The sequence below is a fragment of the Pseudomonas sp. NPDC088429 genome (genome assembly GCF_044753305.1).
Taxonomy (GTDB): domain Bacteria; phylum Pseudomonadota; class Gammaproteobacteria; order Pseudomonadales; family Pseudomonadaceae; genus Aquipseudomonas; species Aquipseudomonas rustica.
This window is the reverse complement of sequence record NZ_JBIVMX010000003.1, coordinates 166,621-186,807: the sequence shown is the minus strand read 5'-3', so window position 1 is coordinate 186,807 and position 20,187 is coordinate 166,621. Positions and strand designations below refer to the sequence as shown.

16 protein-coding genes are annotated in these 20,187 nt (G+C 59.6%); 7 read left to right on the top strand and 9 right to left on the bottom strand.

Going from position 1 to position 20,187, the window contains the following annotated elements; all coding sequences use genetic code 11:
* Positions 1–21: 21 nt before the first annotated feature.
* Both ACIP66_RS03680 and ACIP66_RS03675 read left to right on the top strand, forming a co-directional pair.
* Positions 22–1,368, top strand: a complete 1,347-nt coding sequence (locus ACIP66_RS03680) for a glutamine synthetase family protein (RefSeq protein WP_053120123.1) — start codon at positions 22–24, stop codon at positions 1,366–1,368.
* A gap of 84 nt (positions 1,369–1,452) precedes the next feature.
* Positions 1,453–2,637: a DUF2252 family protein gene (locus ACIP66_RS03675; RefSeq protein ID WP_159811796.1), complete on the top strand. Its 1,185-nt coding sequence runs from the start codon at positions 1,453–1,455 to the stop codon at positions 2,635–2,637.
* A gap of 141 nt (positions 2,638–2,778) precedes the next feature.
* On the opposite strand, the gene ACIP66_RS03670 is transcribed toward ACIP66_RS03675, so the two are convergent.
* From ACIP66_RS03670 to ACIP66_RS03655, 4 genes are all read right to left on the bottom strand, one after another.
* The gene (locus tag ACIP66_RS03670; RefSeq protein WP_400645517.1) at positions 2,779–4,077 is read right to left on the bottom strand and encodes a carbohydrate porin; all 1,299 of its coding nucleotides are present in this window, start codon (positions 4,075–4,077) and stop codon (positions 2,779–2,781) included.
* Positions 4,078–4,166: 89 nt separating this feature from the next.
* Entirely contained in the window at positions 4,167–6,572 is a 2,406-nt protein-coding gene (locus ACIP66_RS03665) for a glucose/quinate/shikimate family membrane-bound PQQ-dependent dehydrogenase (RefSeq protein ID WP_400645515.1), read from the bottom strand.
* Between the two features lie 285 nt (positions 6,573–6,857).
* Positions 6,858–7,769: a bestrophin family protein gene (locus ACIP66_RS03660; RefSeq protein WP_400645512.1), complete on the bottom strand. Its 912-nt coding sequence runs from the start codon at positions 7,767–7,769 to the stop codon at positions 6,858–6,860.
* 119 nt (positions 7,770–7,888) lie between these two features.
* Complete coding sequence (locus ACIP66_RS03655) at positions 7,889–9,022, bottom strand: aminotransferase class V-fold PLP-dependent enzyme (RefSeq protein ID WP_400645509.1); 1,134 nt, start codon at positions 9,020–9,022, stop codon at positions 7,889–7,891.
* A 192-nt stretch (positions 9,023–9,214) separates the two neighbouring features.
* On the opposite strand from ACIP66_RS03655, the gene ACIP66_RS03650 reads away from it, so the two are divergent.
* Positions 9,215–9,841 carry a dTMP kinase gene (locus ACIP66_RS03650; protein WP_400645506.1) on the top strand — a complete coding sequence of 209 codons (627 nt, stop codon included), beginning with the start codon at positions 9,215–9,217 and terminating at the stop codon, positions 9,839–9,841.
* On the opposite strand, the gene ACIP66_RS03645 is transcribed toward ACIP66_RS03650, so the two are convergent.
* Both ACIP66_RS03645 and ACIP66_RS03640 read right to left on the bottom strand, forming a co-directional pair.
* Positions 9,808–9,936, bottom strand: coding sequence for a DUF2256 domain-containing protein (locus tag ACIP66_RS03645; protein ID WP_082341438.1), 129 nt, complete (start codon positions 9,934–9,936; stop codon positions 9,808–9,810). The genes ACIP66_RS03650 and ACIP66_RS03645 overlap by 34 nt on opposite strands.
* Complete coding sequence (locus ACIP66_RS03640) at positions 9,933–11,471, bottom strand: cryptochrome/photolyase family protein (protein WP_400645504.1); 1,539 nt, start codon at positions 11,469–11,471, stop codon at positions 9,933–9,935. Before ACIP66_RS03640 ends, ACIP66_RS03645 begins: the two co-directional genes overlap by 4 nt.
* Positions 11,472–11,714: 243 nt before the next feature.
* Here ACIP66_RS03640 and ACIP66_RS03635 point away from each other — a divergent pair, with 243 nt between their 5' ends.
* The 4 genes from ACIP66_RS03635 to ACIP66_RS03620 all read left to right on the top strand — a co-directional run bounded on the left by ACIP66_RS03635 (position 11,715) and on the right by ACIP66_RS03620 (position 15,619).
* On the top strand, positions 11,715–11,963 hold the full coding sequence (locus tag ACIP66_RS03635; protein WP_053120194.1) for a CsbD family protein: 249 nt from the start codon (positions 11,715–11,717) through the stop codon (positions 11,961–11,963).
* 87 nt (positions 11,964–12,050) lie between these two features.
* A complete protein-coding gene (locus ACIP66_RS03630; RefSeq protein WP_400645502.1) occupies positions 12,051–13,166 on the top strand; it encodes a Rieske 2Fe-2S domain-containing protein in 1,116 nt (371 codons plus the stop codon).
* Positions 13,167–13,241: 75 nt separating this feature from the next.
* Positions 13,242–14,813 carry a gamma-glutamyltransferase family protein gene (locus ACIP66_RS03625; protein ID WP_400645499.1) on the top strand — a complete coding sequence of 524 codons (1,572 nt, stop codon included), beginning with the start codon at positions 13,242–13,244 and terminating at the stop codon, positions 14,811–14,813.
* A 113-nt stretch (positions 14,814–14,926) separates the two neighbouring features.
* Complete coding sequence (locus ACIP66_RS03620; protein WP_053120200.1) at positions 14,927–15,619, top strand: GntR family transcriptional regulator; 693 nt, start codon at positions 14,927–14,929, stop codon at positions 15,617–15,619.
* Here the strand turns inward: ACIP66_RS03620 and ACIP66_RS03615 are convergent.
* Genes ACIP66_RS03615 through ACIP66_RS03605 form a run of 3 tightly spaced genes read right to left on the bottom strand, consistent with a single transcriptional unit; the run spans position 15,616 to position 20,185 of the window.
* Positions 15,616–16,842 (bottom strand): amidohydrolase family protein, encoded by a 1,227-nt coding sequence (locus ACIP66_RS03615; protein ID WP_400645496.1) that lies wholly within the window; start codon positions 16,840–16,842, stop codon positions 15,616–15,618. The two genes, ACIP66_RS03620 and ACIP66_RS03615, sit on opposite strands and share 4 nt — an antisense overlap.
* Positions 16,839–19,319, bottom strand: coding sequence for an ATP-binding cassette domain-containing protein (locus ACIP66_RS03610; RefSeq protein ID WP_400645493.1), 2,481 nt, complete (start codon positions 19,317–19,319; stop codon positions 16,839–16,841). The genes ACIP66_RS03615 and ACIP66_RS03610 overlap by 4 nt, the downstream gene beginning before the upstream one ends.
* Positions 19,316–20,185 carry a branched-chain amino acid ABC transporter permease gene (locus ACIP66_RS03605; protein WP_400645491.1) on the bottom strand — a complete coding sequence of 290 codons (870 nt, stop codon included), beginning with the start codon at positions 20,183–20,185 and terminating at the stop codon, positions 19,316–19,318. The genes ACIP66_RS03610 and ACIP66_RS03605 overlap by 4 nt, the downstream gene beginning before the upstream one ends.
* Positions 20,186–20,187: the final 2 nt, after the last annotated feature.

Here is a 20,187-nt window from a genome sequence, read left to right as displayed (position 1 = left end):
AACAAATAAAGGATGAACACGATGGACGCTGTCTGCGCCGACCTGTTGGCTGAAGTGCGCGCGTTTCGCCAACAACACCCCGAAGTGCGTTATGTCGACCTGATTTCTCTGGATATTCCGGGGCACTTTTACGGCAAGCGCTACCCGATCGACATGCTCGAAAAAGTCGCGGCGGGCAGCGCGCTCAAGTTGCCGCAAAACTGCGTGCTGCTGGGCGTGCAGGGCGGTTTGTTTAAAATTGGTGATTACTGCTTTAACGATGGCGATCCGGATGCCGTACGGCGTTTGGTGCCGGGCACGCTGAAGCCGGTGACCTGGGAAGCGCAGCCGCTGGGGCAGATGCTGATTACCTCGGACGGCACTGAAAAACCCATCGAATTCGAACCCCGTGAAGTGCTGGCGCAGGTACTCGATCGACTGGCGCGTAAAGGCATTCACCCAGTGGTGGCGTTCGAGCTGGAGTTTTATCTGTTCGATAAAAAGCTGCGCGACGGCCTCCCGCAATTCCCTCGTGATGACCTGACCGACGATGCCGATGATCAGCCGAACATGCACATCGAGCGCTTGTCGCGGTTTGCGCCGGTGCTGGATGAGATGGTCGAGGCGACACGAGCGCAGGGTATCGACGCCACGGTGATCACGGCGGAACTCGGCCCCGGTCAGTTTGAAATCAATTTCGGGCATCTCGATGATGGTTTGCGTGCAGCGGATTGGGCGGCGCTGTTCTGCCGCAGCACCCGTGGCGTGGCACTCAAGCACGGTTATCGCGCCAGTTTCATGGCCAAACCGTATTTGCAGCACCCGGGCAGCGGCATGCATGTGCACGTCAGTCTTTACGATGCTGACGGCAATAACCTGCTGGCGGCGAATCAACAACAGCCGTTGCGTCATGCGGTGGCGGGGTGTCTGGAATTGTTGCCGCACAGCATGCCGATCTTCGCCCCGAACCAGAACGCGATGCGCCGCTTGGGCGGTACGGTAAACACGGCGACCAAGGCAAGCTGGGGTTTTGAGGATCGTGATGCGTGTTTGCGCATTCCTGAATCGGACGCGAAAAACCTGCGCATTGAATATCGACTGGCCGGCGCGGATGCCAATCCGTATCTGGTGTTGGCAGCGATTCTGGTGGGACTGGAGCACGGCTTGGCAGCGGGCAAGGAACCCATCGCGCCGCTGAATGAAGACCGTGACAGCGGTATCGGTTTCCCCACTGAAATGTTTGAAGCGGTAAAAACCATGCAGCAGCAGCCGCAATTGCGTGAAGGGCTGGGCGCCGAGTTTGTGGATGTGTATTGCGAGAACAAACGTCAGGATCATTTGGCGTTTATGCAGGAGATCAGCGCGCGGGAATATCGCTGGTATTTGTGATGTTTTTTAGATTTTGACGAAACATCTTGAAACAATCAGCTGAGGGCAGGGGTCAACAGAGCACATCCCCTGCCAGAAGTCCCCATGAAAACACCTCGTCCCTCCGCACGCCTGGAAACCCTTTCGCAACTGCGAAATTTCAAGATGGCGAGGTCAGCGCATGCTTATGTTCGCGGCAGCACGGTGCAATTTTATGAATGGCTGCACAGCCAACCCGGCCGGCGCCTTCCCCACGGGCCTGCCGTATGGATCTGTGGCGATTGCCACGCCGGCAACCTCGGGCCCACCGGGGATCTGAAAGGGCAGATCGACATCCATATCCGCGACCTCGATCAGACCGTTATCGGCAATCCCGCGCACGACCTGGTCAGACTGGCCCTGTCATTGGCCACGGCGGCACGCGGTTCCGATCTGCCCGGTGTCGCGACCGCGCGCATGCTCGAAGAAATGATGCGCGGCTACGAGCAAGCGTTTGTTGACGATGTCGATAAAGAGCCGCCACGCCCGGCGCAGGTCAAGGCTGGCATGCGCAGTGCCGTGCAGCGCACGTGGAAGCATCTGGCGCAGGAGCGTATCGAGAACACCAAACCGACGATTCCCTTGGGCAAACACTTCTGGTCGCTTTCGCGGGCAGAGCGTGCGGCGCTGAAAACCCTGTGCGCTACCGACGATATTCATACGTTAGTGACTTCGTTGAAGGGCCGGTCGAAGGATGACCGGGTCAAACTGCTCGACTCGGCGTATTGGGTCAAAGGCTGCAGCTCGCTCGGATTGAAGCGTTACGCGGTGTTGTTGGGTGTGGGTGAGGGCGATGATCAGGACTTCTGCCTGCTCGATGTCAAAGAAGCGGTAACGGCTGCAGCACCGCGTGCGGCCAGATCTTCGATGCCGCGCGATAACGGTAAACGTGTGGTTGAGGGCGCGCGGTTTCTATCGCCGGGGTTGGGTAACCGCATGATTGCGACGCGCGTGCTCGACCACGGATTTTTTGTCCGCGAATTGCTGCCGCAGGACATGAAGCTGGAACTCGATCAGTTGAGTCAGCGTGATGCGATGTTGGCGGCGGGGTATCTGGCGCGAGTGGTGGGGATTGCCCATGCGCGACAGATGGATCTGGCGACGCGGTCATCGTGGATCAGCGAGTTGCAGAACTGCCGATCGAAGACGCTGGATGCGCCGTCTTGGCTTTGGTCGAGTGTTGTGCAGTTGGTTGGCAGTCATGAGAAAGGCTATCTCGAACACTGTCGCCGCTACGCCCTGCAACACTAAACCCCTTACACACTGCAACGCTGAATCTATTACACATACAACGCTGAACCCTTGTAGGAGCTGCCGCAGGCTGCGATCTTTTGATCTTAAAAAACAACGTCAAAAGATCGCAGCCTGCGGCAGCTCCTACAGGGCGTGGTGTTAGAGCGAGGCTTTTACTTGCAGGCCCACGACCAGTGCGTTGTCGATGTCTTGCCCCGAGAACGCGCCTGGTTCGATGATGTATTGCACATTCGGGCGCAGCGTCAGCCATGGCGTGGCTTGATAGCCATAACCCAATTCGATCAATTGCTCGGCGCTGTCCAGATTCGGGAACGCGGTGCCATTCGCCAGTGCAGCGTCTTGCTGCACATCACGGCTGCGTGGGTTAGGCACGGCGCGACCGTAACCCAGCGCGACGGTGTCATGCGGGCGGCTGTCGAACGGTTTGTACAACACCACGCCAGTGCCATACCACTTGCTGAACGGCGAGGCCGCGTCGCTGGCCGCTGAATACTGACCGAACGCGTGCAGGCTGCGGCCGGTGGAAGTCTGCGAAGCCCACACCGCTTGATCAACCAGCAAATAATGACCGCCGCGACCGGACACTTCATCGTCGCTGCCGATGCGTTTAACGTCGGAGCTGTCGTAGTAGTAACCCACCTTGTATTCGCCAGGCAATTCGCCGCCGTGCTTGTACACCAGCTCGATCGGCACCACCGTACCGGTGGTGTGTTTCGGCCCAAGGTGCCAGGCGCGACTGGAGTTGCCGTTGCTTTGCGGGTCGACGTTGAACGCCGCCACGCGCAATTGCCAGGAGGACGACAGGTCGTATTTCACCCGCACGCCCAAATGCGCGTTGGGGTAGTTGGTCCAGCCGCTGCCACCGGACATGTTCAGCGGATGACCGCAGAACCCTGCGTTCATGAAGTTGCAGAGAATGCCGCTGTCGAGGCCGCCGAGGTCGTTGCCCATCGCCATGTAGCCGAGTTTCACATTGAGCGCCGGGGTAAACAGGCTGCGCTCGTAACTCAGTTCGGTCAGGCGCGTGTACAGGCCGCCGTAGTTTTCCTGAATCGGCAAACGGTTGCCGACAAGGTCTTCTGAAGCGCTGTTGCCGCGCCTGTCGTTGATGGTCAATTGCACTTTGCCGGCGTTATCGACGCCATACAATTTGCTCAGATCGAACTGCACGCCGAGCTTGATGTTCTGCGAGTAACGCGCCGAACGGTGCAAGCCGCCGTCAGCGTTGTAAGCGGTTTCGCCGCTGTAATCGCCGGTGAATTTGACGCCTTGTTCATCCATCTGATGACGCAATCCGCCCCAGTCGCCAGTGAGCGTGCTGCGGGTAAACAGATCGGATTCGCCGGCGGCCAGCGCGGGCAGGGCAGTGGTGCAGGAAAGGCCGATCAACAGGCCTTTGAACAGGTCGGAACGAGAAAAACGAACAGCCGATTGCATGTGAATCTTCCTGCTGGAATCTTGGGCAATGGAGCAAAGCAGCGCGGCACCCTAAGGTGCCGCGCTTGACTGGATGAAGTGACGACGGCTTACGGCAACGCGTAGGCCATGACGAGGTCGCCACGATCGGTCGACTGACGAGCGCCGCCCGCGGTGATGACGATGTACTGCTTGCCGGTTTTCGGCGAGACGTAAGTCATCGGGCCGCCCTGGCTGCCCACCGGCAGACGCGCTTTCCAGACTTCCTCACCGTTGCCGCTGTTGAACGCGCGCAGGTAGAAATCCTGCGTGCCAGCGATGAAGATCAGGCCACCCTGGGTCGACAGCGTGCCGCCGAGGGTTGGCAGACCGATCTTGATCGGCAGGTGCATGCGGATACCCAACGGACCGGTGTCTTCAACCGTGCCGACTGGAACCTGCCAGGCGATTTTCTGCGTCTTCATGTCGATTGCGGTCAGGGTGCCGAACGGCGGTGCCTGGCACGGAATGCCGGCCACCGACAGGAAGCGGTTTTTGTTCACCGCGTAAGGTGTGCCCTTCAGCGGAACGGCGCCCATGCCGGTGTTCAGTGCTTCGCCGCCGGACGTGGCCTGGCCTTTGTTCTGCGACGGGATCATCTGAATCCACAGACCCAGACGCATGTCGTTGACGAAGATGAAACCGTGTACCGGGTCAGTCGAGATGCTGCCCCAGTTCATGCCGCCCAGCGAACCCGGGAAGCTCAACGATTTATCCATGCCCGGCGCGGTGTACAAACCGTCGTAACGCATGCCTTTGAAGTCGATGCGGCAGAGCAACTGATCGTACGGGGTGGCGCCCCACATGTCGGATTCGGTCAGGTGCTGCGCACCGATCTGCGGCATGCCCACCGATTTCGGCTGGGTAGGGGAGTACGGTTCGTTCGGGATGTTCGCCGCTTTGACCGGCACTTCTTTTACGTCGGTCAACGGTTTGCCGGTGGCACGGTCGAGCACGTAGATCTGCCCGGCCTTGGTGCCGATGACCAGCGCCGGAACGGTTTTGCCGTCCTTGGTGAAGTCGATCAGGCTCGGCTGCATTGGCAGGTCGAAGTCCCAGAGATCGTTGTGCACGGTCTGGAACACCCAGCGCTCTTCACCGCTGGTGGCGTCCAGCGCGAGAATCGAAGCACCGTAGGTGTGATCGAGTTTGCTGCGCTCGACACCATAGATGTCGGTGGACGAACTGCCCATCGGCAGGAAGACCGTGTTGGTCGCCGGGTCATACGACATCGGTGCCCAGCTGTTCGGCGTGCTGCGCACGTAGGTGCTGCCGTCTGCCGGCGCGTTGCGATCCTGCGGGTTGCCCGGGTCGAACGCCCAGCGCATGGCGCCGGTCATCACGTCGAAACCACGGATCACGCCGCCCGGCATGTCGGTTTGCACGTTATCAGCCACGCGACCGCCGACCACGACAGTGGTGCCGGCCATCAACGGTGCGGAGGACAACTGATAGTAGCTGTCCGGGACGTTACCCAGACCGGCCTTCAGATCGACCTGACCGTTGTTGCCGAAACCCTGGCAGAACTCACCAGTGTCGGCATCGACCGCGATCAGGCGAGCATCAATGGTATTGGTCAGCAGACGACGCTGGCAATTGGCGGCCGGCGCCGGTTTGGCTTCGATGATGCTCGAATTGCTCGGCTGGGCAATGGCGGCAGTCGCATCGAAATAGGCCATGCCACGGCAGCGCTGCCAGACTTTCGACTGGGCGTTGATCGAGTTCTTCCACAGCTCTTTGCCGGTGTCGGCATCGAGGGCGATCAGGTTGTTGTGCGGGGTGCAGATAAACACTTTGTTGCCGATTTGCAGCGGGGTGAGCTGGTCTTCGGCGCCGTTGCCATCGCTCTCGGCAATGTCGCCGGTGTGATAGGTCCACGCTACTTTGAGCTTGTCGACGTTGTTGCGATTGATCTGATCCAGTGCAGCGAAGCGGCTGCCACCTTCGGTATTACCGTAGTGCGCCCAATCCTTCTGCGCCTTGTCCGGCTCAACCGGAGTGAGGCCCGGGCCAGTGCCGGTGGCGGCAACGGTCGGATGCGCGACGAACATGTTGCCGGCAGCAACGGCCAGGCCAACCGCCAACACAGCGGCAACGCCGTAAGCGCCGCGACCCGCAACGCCACCGTTGGCGCGCTTGAGCATCGGGTAGACCAAGGCCACCACCAAGCCGATCGCGCTGAACATGAACAGGCGCGAGAACACCGGCCAGAACACCAGACCGGCATCACTGCCCGCCCAGATCGCCGTCCCGACCAGGAACGCCGCGAACAACCAGGCACCGCTCAGTTTGAAGCGCGCGATCAACAGACCGGAAACGGCCATGACCAAGCCACCCACCAGGAAGTACCACGAGCCTCCCAGGCTGACCAACTTCACGCCGCCCGCAGCCAGCGCCAAGCCGAGCAGGGCGATGACGACGCCCAGCCCGACCAGAATGAATTTTGATATGCCCGAGAGGCGTTGACTCTGCTTCACGTTGAGTGTCCCGTTGAAATGAGATGGCCATTATATAGTTAGTTAACTATCCAGTTAAATCATCAATTCGGCGTAAAGCGTAGATCACTGCCGAATGGTCTGTCTTTCAACGGGATGGGCGCTGTTCAACGGGCGGGATAAATATTTGAAATCTCAAAAAACAGCGCTTTCGACAAATAAACCGTAAGTTATGACAGCCAACGATTCCCTGTAGGAGCTGCGGCACGCTGCGATCTTTTGATGTTGATTGTTTAAAGATCAAAAGATCGCAGCGTGCCGCAGCTCCTACAAGGGCTGCGTGAAAGCTTCGCTGCGTCGTTCAATGCCTAACGAGTCGCGCTGCATCGACTGCAAGTTTTTCTCGATGGTTTCGCACAGCGCTTCCATCTGAATCTGATGCTCGCTATGGCGAAACGGGCTCTGCAGATCCGTGCCAATCCGCTCGATGGCCAGCAGCATAAAACCAACCACGGTCGAAGCCAGCGGCGTAAACCAGCCCAGCGATTCCACCAACCCCACCGGCACGATCAGGCAGAACAGCGAAATAAACAGGCGCGGAAAATACACATAAGGGTAGGGCAGCGGCGTATTCGCGATCCGCTCCATACCGCCCTGACTGTTCGAGAGATCCACCAGCGTCGACTCCAGCCGCGCCAGACGAATGCTGTCCAGACGCCCGGCCTTGTATTCCCGCGCCAACAACGCAGCGGAGCCGGTGAGGATGTCGTTGGCAAAGTTATTGGTGGTGCCGCTGCGGGCGAACTCATCAGCGGGAATAAACGCCCGGACTTCCTCAGGGCAAGGCAAACCTTGCAGATGTGCCGCAAGGCAATTGACGTACGCCACATGGCGGCGCAGCAAGGTGGACTTGACCGGATTAACTTCGCTGTCGGGATCATCCAGCAACGTCAGCACCTGCCGGGCAAAGCTGCGCGAACTGTTGATCATCGAGCCCCACAGCGTCCGCGCTTCCCACCAGCGGTTGTAAGCGCTGCTGTTTCTAAAACTGATCAGCACGATCAATGCCGAACCCAATAACGTAAGGGGCATCAGCGGCAAATTCAGCTTGGCGTTGAGAAACAGCATGAAGTCGACCGTGACGGCGATGTCCCACAGCAACAGCCAGAACAACGCCCAGCCGACATAGCCCAGGGTCTTGATGATCAAACGGTATTTTTTGACGATGGCAGCTTTCAAACGGAAACCTCGTGGCGAGCCGGAAGCAGTGATGCCTTAGCTCGGACGGTGTTTTCGCAGCAAAGGTTCGGCGATCGCTTTACACAATGTGTCCGGAACGACGAGTCATCCGCGCCCGATCAGTCAACCATCACCTCATCCAGCGCCTGCTCTAGCGTGCTCACCGTACGCTCGAAATTGTGCAGCTTCTCCAGCCCGAACAACCCGATGCGGAAGGTTTGAAAGTCGGCCGGTTCGTCGCATTGCAACGGCACGCCGGCGGCGATCTGCAAACCATGATTGGCAAATTTCTTGCCGTTTTTGATGTCGGCATCGTCGGTGTAACTCACCACCACACCCGGGGCCTGAAAGCCTTCAGCGGCGACGCTTTTGAAGCCCTTGCCGGTCAACATCGCGCGCACCCGATCACCCAGCACCTGTTGCTCGTCGCGAATCTTGTCGAAACCGTAGGCCTGGGTTTCTTTCATCACGTCGTTAAACCGTGCGAGGGAATCGCTGGGCATGGTCGCGTGGTAGGCGTGGCCGCCCTGTTCGTAGGCCTGCATGATTTGCAGCCACTTTTTCAGGTCGCAGGCAAAGCTGCTGCTTTGCGTGTGTTCGATGCGCTCAAGGGCTAATGAGCTGAACATCACCAGCGCGCAGCAAGGGGAGGCGCTCCAGCCTTTCTGTGGGGCGCTGATCAGCAGGTCGACCGCGCATTTGTGCATATCAACCCAAAGCGTGCCCGAGGCGATGCAGTCCAGCACGAACAGACCACCCACCGCATGTACGGCATCGCCGACGGCCCGCAGGTACTCGTCGGGCAGGATAATCCCGGAGGACGTTTCAACGTGGGGAGCGAAGACAATCTTCGGCTTTTGCGCGGCGATCGCTGCCAGCACTTCGTCCAGCGGTGGCGGGGCGTACGCAGCCTGGTGACCGGCATCGACGGGGCGAGCTTTCAGCACCGTGGTGGCGGCCGGGATGTTGCCCATTTCAAGGATCTGGCTCCAGCGATAACTGAACCAGCCATTGCGTATCACCAGGCATTGCTGGCCAGTCGCAAACTGCCGCGCCACCGCTTCCATGCCGAACGTGCCGCTGCCCGGCACCACGGCAACGCCTTGGGCGTTGTAGACCTGCTTGAGGGTCTGGGAAATGTTCTTCATCACCGCTTGAAAGGACTGCGACATGTGGTTCAGCGAGCGGTCGGTGTAGACCACGGAGTACTCGACCAACCCCTCGGGATCGATACTGGGATAGAGCTTCGACATGGCGTGATTCCTTTGGCAGAGATGTCAGTGGGTTCGACCGTGCCTCAAGTGTTGGCAAATGACAAGATTGCAGAGATTGAAATGCAGCTTCGGGTCAGGCAAAGAAATGTAGGCAAGGGACAGCTATGAGCTGATTGAATGGCATCAATACGGTTAAAGTGCCCACCAATGTCTCAACACGCCGTGTGAACGATGAATCCCGCGCTGTTTATTTCTCTCGATGGCCCCAAAGGCACCGGCAAAACCACATTGTTGGAAGCCGTGACGGCAGCCCTGAGGGCCGACAACAAGAAAGTCATTCGCCTGTGCGAGAGAAAAAACGATCCCGACAGGGCTGGCACCATGACCCTCGTCAATCAATTCGCAAGAGACCCCTCAACGGATCTGGAGTGGGCTATTTGTCAGCGTCTGGCGGATAGCCGCAGCTGGATTTCACAGCATGTGCTGCCCAAGCAACCGCTGGACAGCATCATCCTGATCGACCGTTGGTACCCGTCAGACGCGGCGTTTCGCCGTACCGTCCCGCTCGCAGAGATTCTCCAAATGAACATGACGCGAGACGTGCGCGTGCCGGATCTGCATGTCGGCGTCGTGACCGATCCTGATATTTCCTGGGCAAGGGCGGCGGCACGCTCCCGGGGGTTGGGCAGCACGGTGATCCACAAGCGCGAAGAACACGTGGCGTGTACCGAGGCGTTCGCGCGCGCGGTGGCGGATCAGGGTTGGGTGTTGTGCCGCAATGAAGGCACGATTGAAGAAGCCGTGGCTCAGGTGGTTGGCGAGATCTATCGGGTTCTTCGGCAGCGCTCCGAGCAGTAGCGCACTTGTTCCCAGCAGCGCGACCATTTCTTTCTCCAAGTGAACGGAAGGCCGCAGGTCACGCAGGTTTTGACCGGCAGCTCGCTCTTTTTCACAACGACTCACCGTGATCCAGTTTGGCGAGCAAGAACTCGCCGCGTTGCCATAGCGCCTGCTGCTTGGCTTCAGGCATGCGGTCGAGGTTTTTATAGAGCATGCTCATGCGCTGATTGCCGCGCAGTAGGTCGCTGTGGCGCATGAGGAAGTGCCAATACAAAGAATTGAAAGGGCAGGCGTCGTTGGTGGTGCTTTCGCTCACTTTGTAGGCGCAGCCACGACAATAGTCAGACATGCGCTTGATGTACTGGCCGCTCGCGCAATAGGGTTTTGAACCCAGATAACCACCATCGGCGTGCATGACCATGCCCAGTGTGTTGGGCAGTTCCACCCAGTCGAAGGCATCCATGTAGATCGCCAGATACCAGTCGCATATCTGGCTGGGCGCGATGCCCGCGAGCAGGGCGAAATTGCCGGTGACCATCAGCCTTTGGATGTGGTGCGCATAAGCATGTTCAAGGCTCTGTCCGATGGCCTGGCGCATGCAGTTCATCTGCGTTTTGCCTGTCCAGTAAAACTCTGGAAGCACGCGGGTGTTGCCGAAGACATTGCCTTGCGCGTAGTCGGGCATCTTCAGCCAGTAGACGCCATGGACGTACTCGCGCCAGCCGATCAGTTGTCGAATAAAGCCTTCAGCCGCGTTGAGCGGAATGCCGCCCGACCAATAGGCTGATTCGACATCGCTGCAAATCTGCCGAAGATCCAGCAGACCAATGTTGAGCGCCGCACTGATCCGCGCATGGAACAGAAAGGGTTCGTTGCTGGCCATGGCGTCTTGATAATCGCCGAACGCGGCCAGTCCCCAATCGAGAAAGTACTCCCACAATGCCTGTGCGTCGGCGTGCGTCACCGGGTAGTCGAATGTGTCGAGCGCGCCGTAGTGGCTGGCGAAGTGTTCGGCCACCAACGCAAGCACCTCTTGGGTGATGGCGTCGGGTTTGAAGCGCACGGGAGGAAGGGGCCGAACGCCCTTGGGCAAGGCTTTGCGATTGTCGGCGTCGAAGTTCCAGGCGCCTCCGACCGGGCTGCCGTCACCGTTGAGTAACAGCCTGTTTTTGCGGCGCATTTCACGGTAAAAGAACTCCATGCGCAGTTGCTTTTTGCCCTGCGCCCAGTCGGAAAATTCGTTACGTGTGCAAAGAAAGCGAGCATCGCTGTGCCAGTGGATGGGCAAGCCGCAATCCTTGATCGATTGCTCCAGGCGCCAGTCACCGCACTCTGTCAGGTGAATCTCACTGGGTTTGAGCAGTGCGTGCCAGCGCTGTAATTCGCTCGGCACCGATCCGCTGTTGTCCGGATCCGTTAGCGTGACGTAGTGCACGCGAACGCCACGCTGACGCAAAGCCTCGGCGAAATGCCGCATGGCACTGAAGATCAGGACGATTTTTTGTGGATGGTGGGGGACATGGCTGGCTTCCTCCATCACCTCGACAAGCAACACGGCATCGTGATCCTGATCGAGGCCTTGCAGGGAGGCGAGGTCGAAAGATAATTGGTCGCCCAAGACCAGGCACAAGCGCCGCGTCGCATTCATCAATCGGAGTCCGTTAAATTCGAGGTCATCGCCAGGCCGGCAATTAGTTATACAAGGGTAGTCTTCTGTATAGGTATTTGCGAGTCCAGCAGAAGGTCAGCAAACACGGGTTTTCGGCTGCTGAAGCTCATCTCGATGGAACCAATCACCACGCCCGTTCCCCTAATGCTGTGCAGATAGCCTCTCGGCACACGCTCAGGTCGATTCTGAACTCTCCACTTACAGACGAAGGTTTGATGAATTATGAAAAGTGAACAAGTTGAAGGCGTTGCAGAAAAACTCGCAGGCAAGGCGCAGAGCGCAGTCGGGAAATTGATCGGTGATTCGCGGCTGGACGCTGAAGGCGCTGCACGTCAGGCCTCGGGCCAACTGACTAAAACCTACGGCGACACGTTGGACAACGTCTCGACGTTTGTTAAAGAAAAACCAGTGGCTGCACTGGCCATCGGTGCGGCAGTGCTGCTGTTGGTCAACCGCTTTCTGCGTCGTTGAATCACGTAAGGCAGACATAGCGGCTCTTCGGAGCCGCTTTCGTTTTATGATCTCAGCTAACCGAATTGACGGAATCACCCGCGCCCCATGCTCACGAACCTCTGGTATGTCGTTCTGCCCTCGTCGCAATTGACTGAAGGATTGATGCCGGTGCAATTGCTCGGGCAACCGTTTGTGGCGTTCCGTGATGAGGCGGGCGTCGCGCATCTGCTTTCAGATGTGTGCGTGCATCGCGGCGGTTCGCTGTCGGCCGGCAGCAAGGTCGGCAACAGCGTGCAGTGTCCGTATCACGGCTGGCGGTTTGGTGCGGATGGCGTCTGCACGCACATACCCGCGCAGCCAGACCAACGGATTCCGGCGAAGGCTCGCGTCGACGCCTATCCAACGCTGGAACGCTATGGCTGGATCTGGGCGTTTTTAGGTGATCTTCCAGAAGCGGAACGTCCGCCTCTACCAACGCTCGACTGGATTGACGATCCGGCCATTCGGGTGGTCAGCGGCCATTTCGATTGGCAGGCCAGTTGGGATCGGATTATCGAAAACGGCCTCGATTTCGCCCACGCTCCCTTTGTGCATGGTTCAACCTTCGGCGATCCGGATCATCCCGAGATTGAAGCGTTCGATGTGGAAAGCGATGCGTGGAGCGGCAGCGCACAAATGCTCATGCGCAGGCCCGCGCGCAAAGGGCTGTTGAGACGCAAATCTTCCACCGAGTTTGTCAGTGTGGTCACTGTTCCGGGTTTTCATTTGTCCGGGCCGTGTACAACGCTGGAGCTCGAATTACCCAATGGCTGGCGGATCTACATCGTCTCGGCGCACGTGCCGATTGACGCCAACCGCACGCGAACCTGGTGGATGATGGGCAGAACATTCCTGCGCTCACGGCTGCTGGATCGCCGGTTCATTGCCAGCAACATTCGTATCTTTGAACAGGATCACGCCGTGCTGAAAAACGTACGCCCGGAGCGCGTGCCGGACTCCTTTCAGCAAGAGGTCTCGTTAAAATCCGACGCGCTGCAAATCGCCTTTCGTAAAGACGTGCAGGCACTGGAGCAGCGCGGCTGGCGCATTGATGAAGAACGCCTCGCGCGAATATTTACCGGGCGCAAGGCCTGTGCGGTGCCGAGCCCCGAGCGTCGTCAGATCCACGCCTGGGCGATCGAACCGATCCCGCTGGTGGACATTACCCACGAGCAGGAATAGCGGCTCCTGAAGGCATACATCTTGCTTTGCTAGCAATCACCATAACGATCACTAGCAAAGAGAGAGCCCGCCACCATGATCGCAACCTCCAGCCGTGCGGTGATCTGTACGCCTCATGCCGATGCCAGCGCCGCCGGCCTGCGTATTCTCGACGCGGGCGGCACAGCCATTGATGCCATGCTCGCCGCCAGTGCGATGCTAGCGGCGGTGTTCCCGCACATGACTGGCCTGGGCGGCGATGCCCTATGGATGATCCACGACAGTCAGGTGCGCACCATCGTGGGGATTGGTCAGGCCGGGCAACGTTTGCCCGAGGGCGGAATCATCACCGTGCGCGGCCCGGCGTCGGTCGCCAGCACGGCGGGCGCGATGGCCAGTTGGCAGACGGCGGCGAACATCAGTCGGCATGAATGGGGCTCGCGGCTCGGCTGGGCTGATCTGTTAAGTGACGCCGCGAGCGTGGCCGATGCCGGTGTGCAGGTGTCGCGCTCGCAGCTGTTCTGGCAAACCCTGCGCCAACCCCTGATCGAGCAATTGCCGGATCTGCATCGTCTGTGCAAACACGAAGGACACTGGTTACGCGAGGGCGATACGTTGCGCCAGCCCGAGTTGGCCAACACCCTGCGGCATCTGGCGAAACACGGCGTCGAGGATTTCTACCACGGCGAACTGGCCGAGGCGTTCGGGGCTGCGTTTGATCGATTGGCTTGCGGTTTGACGGCGGCCGATCTGGCGGCAACTCGCGCACCCGAAGTCGCACCGATTTCGGTACGTTATCGCGATGGTCGGCTCTACAACGTCGCGCCACCAAGTCAAGGTTTGTACACGCTGCAAGCCATGGCCGCGCTGCAACACAAACCGCTGGCGGACGTCGGTAATGGCAGCGCGCTTTACTATCACTATCTCGTCGAAGCGATCAAACAGGGCCTGCTGCGACGCAATGCGCAGTTGTGCGATCCGCACCGCCAAGCGTGGGATTTCGCCGCCAGTCTTGAAGATGCGCAGATTAAAGCTTATGCCGATGCCATCGACGATCAGCGCGCGGCGCCGTGGAACGAGCCGGGGCGGCCCGCCGATACCATCTGGATGGCCGCGACCGATGCGCAGGGCCGTACGGCTTGCCTGATCCAGAGCCTGTTCCATGACTTCGGGTCGGGCTGCATCCTCGGTGACACCGGCGTGTTGTGGCAAAACCGCGCGGCCGGATTTAACGCCAACCCCCAACACGTCAACGGCTGGGCACCGGGCAAGCGTCCGGCGCACACGCTCAATCCGTCCTGCTATCTGGCTGACGATGGCCGCCGCTGGTTCTTCGGCACGCAGGGTGGCGATGGTCAACCGCAAACGCAGATGGTGCTGGCGACGCAACTGATCGACTATCAACAACCGATTGATCAGGCGTTGCACGCGCCGCGTTTTCTGTTGGGTCGCAGCTTTTTCGACAGTACGGACAACCTCAAGCTTGAAGGCGACATGAGCGTCGCGACGATTGAAGGCCTCGGCATGTTGGGCCATGAGGTGGAAATCATTCCAGTGCGCAGCCCCATGACCGGCCACGCCGGGATTATTGCGATTGACGCCGAGGGTCGGCGCAGCGCCATGCACGATCCACGGGGGGAGGGCATCGGGCTCGGTCAACCGGACTGATCCTTGCAGCGCACATTTGCCGGGCTTGGGCGGCTGGCGGATAATGCCGCCGATTGCCCGCCAGACACATTGTTGTGGGTTGGCCTGCGGCGTTCTGAAAAACAGAGGAAAGGATGGGCTTGAGCACTGTCACCGCCAAACAGCTTGAGGTGCAACGGATCGTCGATGCGCTGTTCAAGGCTATCGCCCAGCATCGCCTGCCGCCCGGCACGCGATTGATCGAAGCGCATATCGTCGAAACCCTGCAAGCCAACCGCAATCATGTGCAGGTGGCGTTGCAGCGTCTGGCGATGCAAAAAGTGGTGACTATCGAAGCCAATCGCGGCGCCATGGTTGCCCAGCCGACGGCACGCGAAGCGCGGGATATTTTCAGCGCCCGGCGCGCCATCGAGCGCGCAATTGTCGAAGCGATCACGCCGCAAACCATGCGTACGCAGCGTCAGCGTATCGCCCAACACATGAACAACGAACGCAAAGCCACCAACGACACCGATCGCCGCGCCATCGTCCGCGAGCTGAGCGAGTTTCACCTGCTGCTCGGCGAGATCAGTGGCAACACAGTGCTCAGCGATATCCTCGCCAACCTGATGGTGCGCAGCTCATTGATCGTCGCGCTGTATCAGCGCAATGACGTGCCGTCGTGTGCGTCCGATGAGCACCAGGAGATCATCACCGCGCTGGAAAATGGCGATAACGCCAAAGCCGTGGCGGTGATGATTGAGCATCTGGATGAGCTGGAAGCGCAGTTGGCGCTGGAAGAAACTGCGCCCGCCGAGTTCAACCTCAAGCAGGCGCTGATTGATTAACGCGGTTTGATCAACGTTGCTGCCGGCCGACTAAACGTCTGGCGCCCGCCCTTGAAGCCCATCAACGGTGCGCTTATTTCAGCGATCACCGCCGCTGGCGAGGACGCGTCGAACACGATGAAATCGGCGCGGCAGCCTGGTCGCAAACCGTAATCCTTCAATCGCAGCATCACCGCCGACTCGCTGGAGACCCACGCCAGGCATTGCAGCAGTTCAGCCACCGTGCCCATCTGACTGACGTTGGCGAACAGGTTGGCCTGACGGATCAACGACGCATCGCCATACGGCGTAAACGGGTTACCGATGTTGTTGGTCGAGACCGAGCAGGTCACGCCGCACGCATGCAAATGCGCGAGTGGCGCCAAGCCTCTGGGTTTGTTGTGGAACGCCTCGCGACCGAGCAAAAACAGATCGGTGCTCGGCAGGCAGGTGACTTGCACGCCTGCTTTGGCCAGATGCAGAGCCAGCACCGTCAGTGGCTCACGGGGCAGCGTCGACAACTTGGTCGCGTGCCCGACGGTGACGCGTCCGCCCCAGCCGTGCAGCTGCGTGCAGCGTGCGACTTCCATGACCGTCATGCCTTCGGTGTTCAGGTCGAAATCCAGGTGCAGATCGAGGTCGCAGTCGTAGCGCACCGCCAGTTCAAACAGACGCTGGATCTGCCCATGAGGGTCGCTGTCCATGTACGGGCAGCCGCCGAGCACCGTCGCGCCGCTTTCCAGTGCCTGACACAACAGCGCCTCAGTCCCGGGATTATTCAGCAGACCCTCCTGGGGAAACACGCAGATTTCCAGACTGATGGCCCAGGCGTAATCAGCCTGCAAACGGCGAATCGCGTTGAACCCGGTCAGACCGATCTGCGGATCCAGTTCGACGTGGGTGCGCATGTGCGTCGTGCCTTGCACAATCGCCTTGTCCAGCACCTGCGCACCACGCTGATAAACATCGTCTTCAGTGAATTCGGCTTTCGCCGCGCGGGTTTGCGCGACGGCTTCAGCCTGGGTGCCTTCCTGCAAATGACAGCGCTGCATGATGCAGGCCTTGTCCAGATGGATATGAGTTTCGATCAGACCCGGCATCATCAATTGGCCGTGCAGATCAAGGGTTTGCCAGTGGCTGGCATTCGAGCTGAAGGCGTCGACGAAGTAGCCGTTCTCAACGTAGAACTCGCTTACTTGGTGATCGCTTCCGAGCCGTGCATTGATGATTTTCAGGGTGCTCATGCACTGGCCCCTTCACCCAGATAAGCGGCGGCCAGCGCTTTGTCGGCGCGCAGTTCTGCGGAGCCGGCGGCTTTGACGATGATGCCGGTTTCGAGAACGTAAGCACGATCCGCCACTTGCAGCGCGAGGTTGGCCATTTGATCCACGAGCAGGATGGTCACGCCTTCGTCGCGCAGCGCCGCCAGTGCGTCGTACAACTCGCCGATCATCGCGGGCGAAAGACCCAGTGACGGCTCATCGAGCAGCAGGATTTTTGGCTTGGCCATCAGGCCACGGCCCACAGCGACCATTTGTTGTTCGCCGCCGGAAAGCAGCCCGGCCGGGTTGTCGATGCGATCTCGCAGGCGCGGGAAGCGCTTGAGGATGGCCTCGATTTCAGCCTCGGCATCGAAGCTGTCGCGGCGCGAATAGCCGCCGAGCAACAGGTTGTCGCGCACACTCAGATACGGGAAAACCTGACGGCCCTCCGGCACCAGTGCCAGACCTTTAGCGGCGATGGTGCTGGCGTTGGCCAGTTCGATGTTTTCGTTGTCCAGCAAAATACTGCCGCCGCTGGCGCGATGCAGGCCTGCCAGACATTGCAGGATGCTCGATTTGCCCGCGCCGTTCGCGCCGAGAATCGCCACCAGTTCGCCGGGATTAACCAGCAGATTGACCTTGTCGACCACGGCTGACGCGCCGTAATCGATGACCAGATCCTTGACGTACAAACGCGCATCGCGACTGCCATTCCACACCTGCTCGCGAGGCGTGGCTTGATACTCGGTACCGCCCAGATAAGCAGCGATGACTTGCGGGTTTTGTCGAATTTCCGCCGGCGGCCCCGAGGCGATAGGCTTGCCGGCGTCGAGCACCAGCAAGTGCTCGGACACCGACATGACCAGCGCCATGTCGTGCTCGACCAGAATCACTGTCAGGCCGAAATTCGCCAGTTTGCGCAGCAGAATGGCCAGGTCATCCGTGTCACGACGACTGAGGCCCGCTGCCGGTTCATCCAGCAATAACACTGCAGGCGCCGTCGCCAATGCACGGGCGATTTCCACCAGACGCCGATCCACATGCGGCAGATCTTCGGCGGCAATATTTACTTCACCGCGATAGCCGACCAGTGCCAACAGATCCAGCGCCAGACTGCGCTGCTCGACTGTGGAAAGGCTGAACGGCAGGCCCATGCGACCCTGCTGCATCGCCACCAGAAGGTTGTCCAACACCGACATTTCGCCGAACAGCAGGGTGGTCTGATACGTACGGGCAATCCCGGCCCGAGCGCTTTTCCAGGCAGGCAGCCCGGCCAGCGGTTGTTGCAGTTCAATCTGGCCACTGTCCGGTACATAGAAGCCGCTGATCATATTGAGCACGGTGGTTTTGCCCGCACCGTTAGGGCCGATGATGCTGGTGATGCTGCCGGCGGGGGCATGCAAACTGACGTGTTGCGCGGCCTGCACGCCGCCGAAACGAATGCCGATATCAGTTACCCGCAAGCCTGAGTTCACGCCACGGCTGCGCAGATGCGCGGCGATATGTTGCTCATTGAACTGCGTGGGCGGCAGCAAACGCGTCGGTTTGATCCAGCGTCGGGCGAGGGCGCCCAGCAGGCCATTCGGTGCGATCCACAGCACCAACAGCAGCAACGTGGAAAAAATCAGCAACCGGTATTCGGCAAAATCCGAGAGCAGTTCCGGCACCAGCACAATCAACAACGCGCCAATCAGCGGCCCGAAGAGCATGCCGCTGCCACCGACGATCACTGCCAGCACAAACAAAATCGACTGCGAAAACGGAAAGGATTCCGGGTTGATGAACATCAGCAACGGCGCGAGCAAGCCACCCGCGAGTCCGGTCAACGCCGCCGACAAAGCAAAGGCGAGAGTTTTGCTGATGACCGGATTGAAGCCCAGCGAGCGCGCAGCGATTTCTGAAGCTTTCACCGCGCGCATGGCTTTGCCCCAGCGGCTGTGGCTGAGGCGCTGATAGAAGAGCAGGGCGCCAATCATCAAAGCGGCGGCCAACAGCGCGAGGAAAATCGACGGATCAAGCCCGGAAAATTCCGGCATGGGGATGCCCATCAAACCGTTGGAACCGCCCGTGACTTCACGCCATTCGATCAAACTGTGATGCACGACAAACGCAAAGGCGATGGTGATCATCGCCAAATACGGGCCGCTAACCCGCAGGGCAGGAATCGCCAACAGCGCGCCGATGACTCCCGCCGCGACACCGGCGAGCGGCAGCGCCAGCCATAACGGCCAACCCGCCAAGGTCAGCAGTGCCGACACATAGGCGCCGATCGCGTAGAAAGCAATATGACCAAAGGAAATCTGCCCGCTCAGGCCGATCAGAATATTCAGGCTCACGCCGACCACTGTCGCCAGCGCGCACAGGGTGAAAACCAGCAGGGAATAGCTGTCCAGCGTGAACGCCATGACCCCAGAAACGACCGCGAGGAGGGCGATCAGCAAGGAGGGAAGGTTCTTCATACTTTCACCAATGCCTGGCTGCCGAACAGACCGTTGGGACGAATCGCCAATGCGACAATCACCAGCGCAAACGTGAATATCTGGGTAAACGCCGAGCCAAAATACATGGTGATCAGCGCTTCCGTCAGACCAAACAGCAACCCCGCCGTGAACACGCCGCCGGCGCTGGTGATGCCGCCGAGAATCGCCACCGCAAAGGCTTTCAGGCCAAACAACATGCCCATCTCCGCGTTGACGCTGAACAGCGGCGCAATCAACAAACCGGCGACGGCGGCAAACACTGTCGAGATCGCAAAAGCGATGGCGACCACACGATTGACGTTGATGCCCATCAGCATCGCCGCGCGAGGATTCTGCACGCAGGCTTCCAGCACTTTGCCCAGCCGGGTGTAACGCCGCACCAGATACAACGCCAGCGCAATCGCCGCCCCAACCAGCGGAATCAGCAATTGCAGGGCACCGACGTTGCTGCCGAACATCTCGACATTCAGGTTGGCCAGGCTGCTTTCGAACTGCCGAGGCTCCTTGCCGAAGGTGAACAACGCCAGGTTATCGACCAGAATCCCGCCGGCCACCGTCGCCATCAGCCACGCCTGTGAGCCGCGACTGTGAAACGGCCGCACCAGCCAGCGCTCGATGGCCAAGCCATACAGCGCACAGAGCAGCAACGTCAGCGGCAGCGCAAACCACAGCGACCAGCCCCAGTTGATGCAAAAGGTGTAGCCCAACACCGCGCCGACCATCATGGCGCTGCCCTGGGCGAAGTTGACGGTGCGCGAGACGACGTAGGTCAGGTGAAACCCTAACGCCAGCAACGCGTACATGCTGCCGAGGCCCAGCCCGGAGATGATGGCGGCGGTGTACATGG

What these genes read in the sequence shown, in the direction of transcription:
- ACIP66_RS03680 (WP_053120123.1), top strand. Translation starts at nt 22, where the DNA reads ATGGACGCTGTCTGCGCCGACCTGTTGGCTGAAGTGCGCGCGTTTCGC.
- ACIP66_RS03675 (WP_159811796.1), top strand. Translation starts at nt 1,453, where the DNA reads ATGAAAACACCTCGTCCCTCCGCACGCCTGGAAACCCTTTCGCAACTG.
- ACIP66_RS03670 (WP_400645517.1), bottom strand. Translation starts at nt 4,077, where the DNA reads ATGCAATCGGCTGTTCGTTTTTCTCGTTCCGACCTGTTCAAAGGCCTG.
- ACIP66_RS03655 (WP_400645509.1), bottom strand. Translation starts at nt 9,022, where the DNA reads ATGTCGAAGCTCTATCCCAGTATCGATCCCGAGGGGTTGGTCGAGTAC.
- ACIP66_RS03650 (WP_400645506.1), top strand. Translation starts at nt 9,215, where the DNA reads ATGAATCCCGCGCTGTTTATTTCTCTCGATGGCCCCAAAGGCACCGGC.
- ACIP66_RS03640 (WP_400645504.1), bottom strand. Translation starts at nt 11,471, where the DNA reads ATGAATGCGACGCGGCGCTTGTGCCTGGTCTTGGGCGACCAATTATCT.
- ACIP66_RS03635 (WP_053120194.1), top strand. Translation starts at nt 11,715, where the DNA reads ATGAAAAGTGAACAAGTTGAAGGCGTTGCAGAAAAACTCGCAGGCAAG.
- ACIP66_RS03630 (WP_400645502.1), top strand. Translation starts at nt 12,051, where the DNA reads ATGCTCACGAACCTCTGGTATGTCGTTCTGCCCTCGTCGCAATTGACT.
- ACIP66_RS03625 (WP_400645499.1), top strand. Translation starts at nt 13,242, where the DNA reads ATGATCGCAACCTCCAGCCGTGCGGTGATCTGTACGCCTCATGCCGAT.
- ACIP66_RS03620 (WP_053120200.1), top strand. Translation starts at nt 14,927, where the DNA reads ATGGGCTTGAGCACTGTCACCGCCAAACAGCTTGAGGTGCAACGGATC.
- ACIP66_RS03615 (WP_400645496.1), bottom strand. Translation starts at nt 16,842, where the DNA reads ATGAGCACCCTGAAAATCATCAATGCACGGCTCGGAAGCGATCACCAA.
- ACIP66_RS03610 (WP_400645493.1), bottom strand. Translation starts at nt 19,319, where the DNA reads ATGAAGAACCTTCCCTCCTTGCTGATCGCCCTCCTCGCGGTCGTTTCT.
- ACIP66_RS03605 (WP_400645491.1), bottom strand. Translation starts at nt 20,185, where the DNA reads ATGTACACCGCCGCCATCATCTCCGGGCTGGGCCTCGGCAGCATGTAC.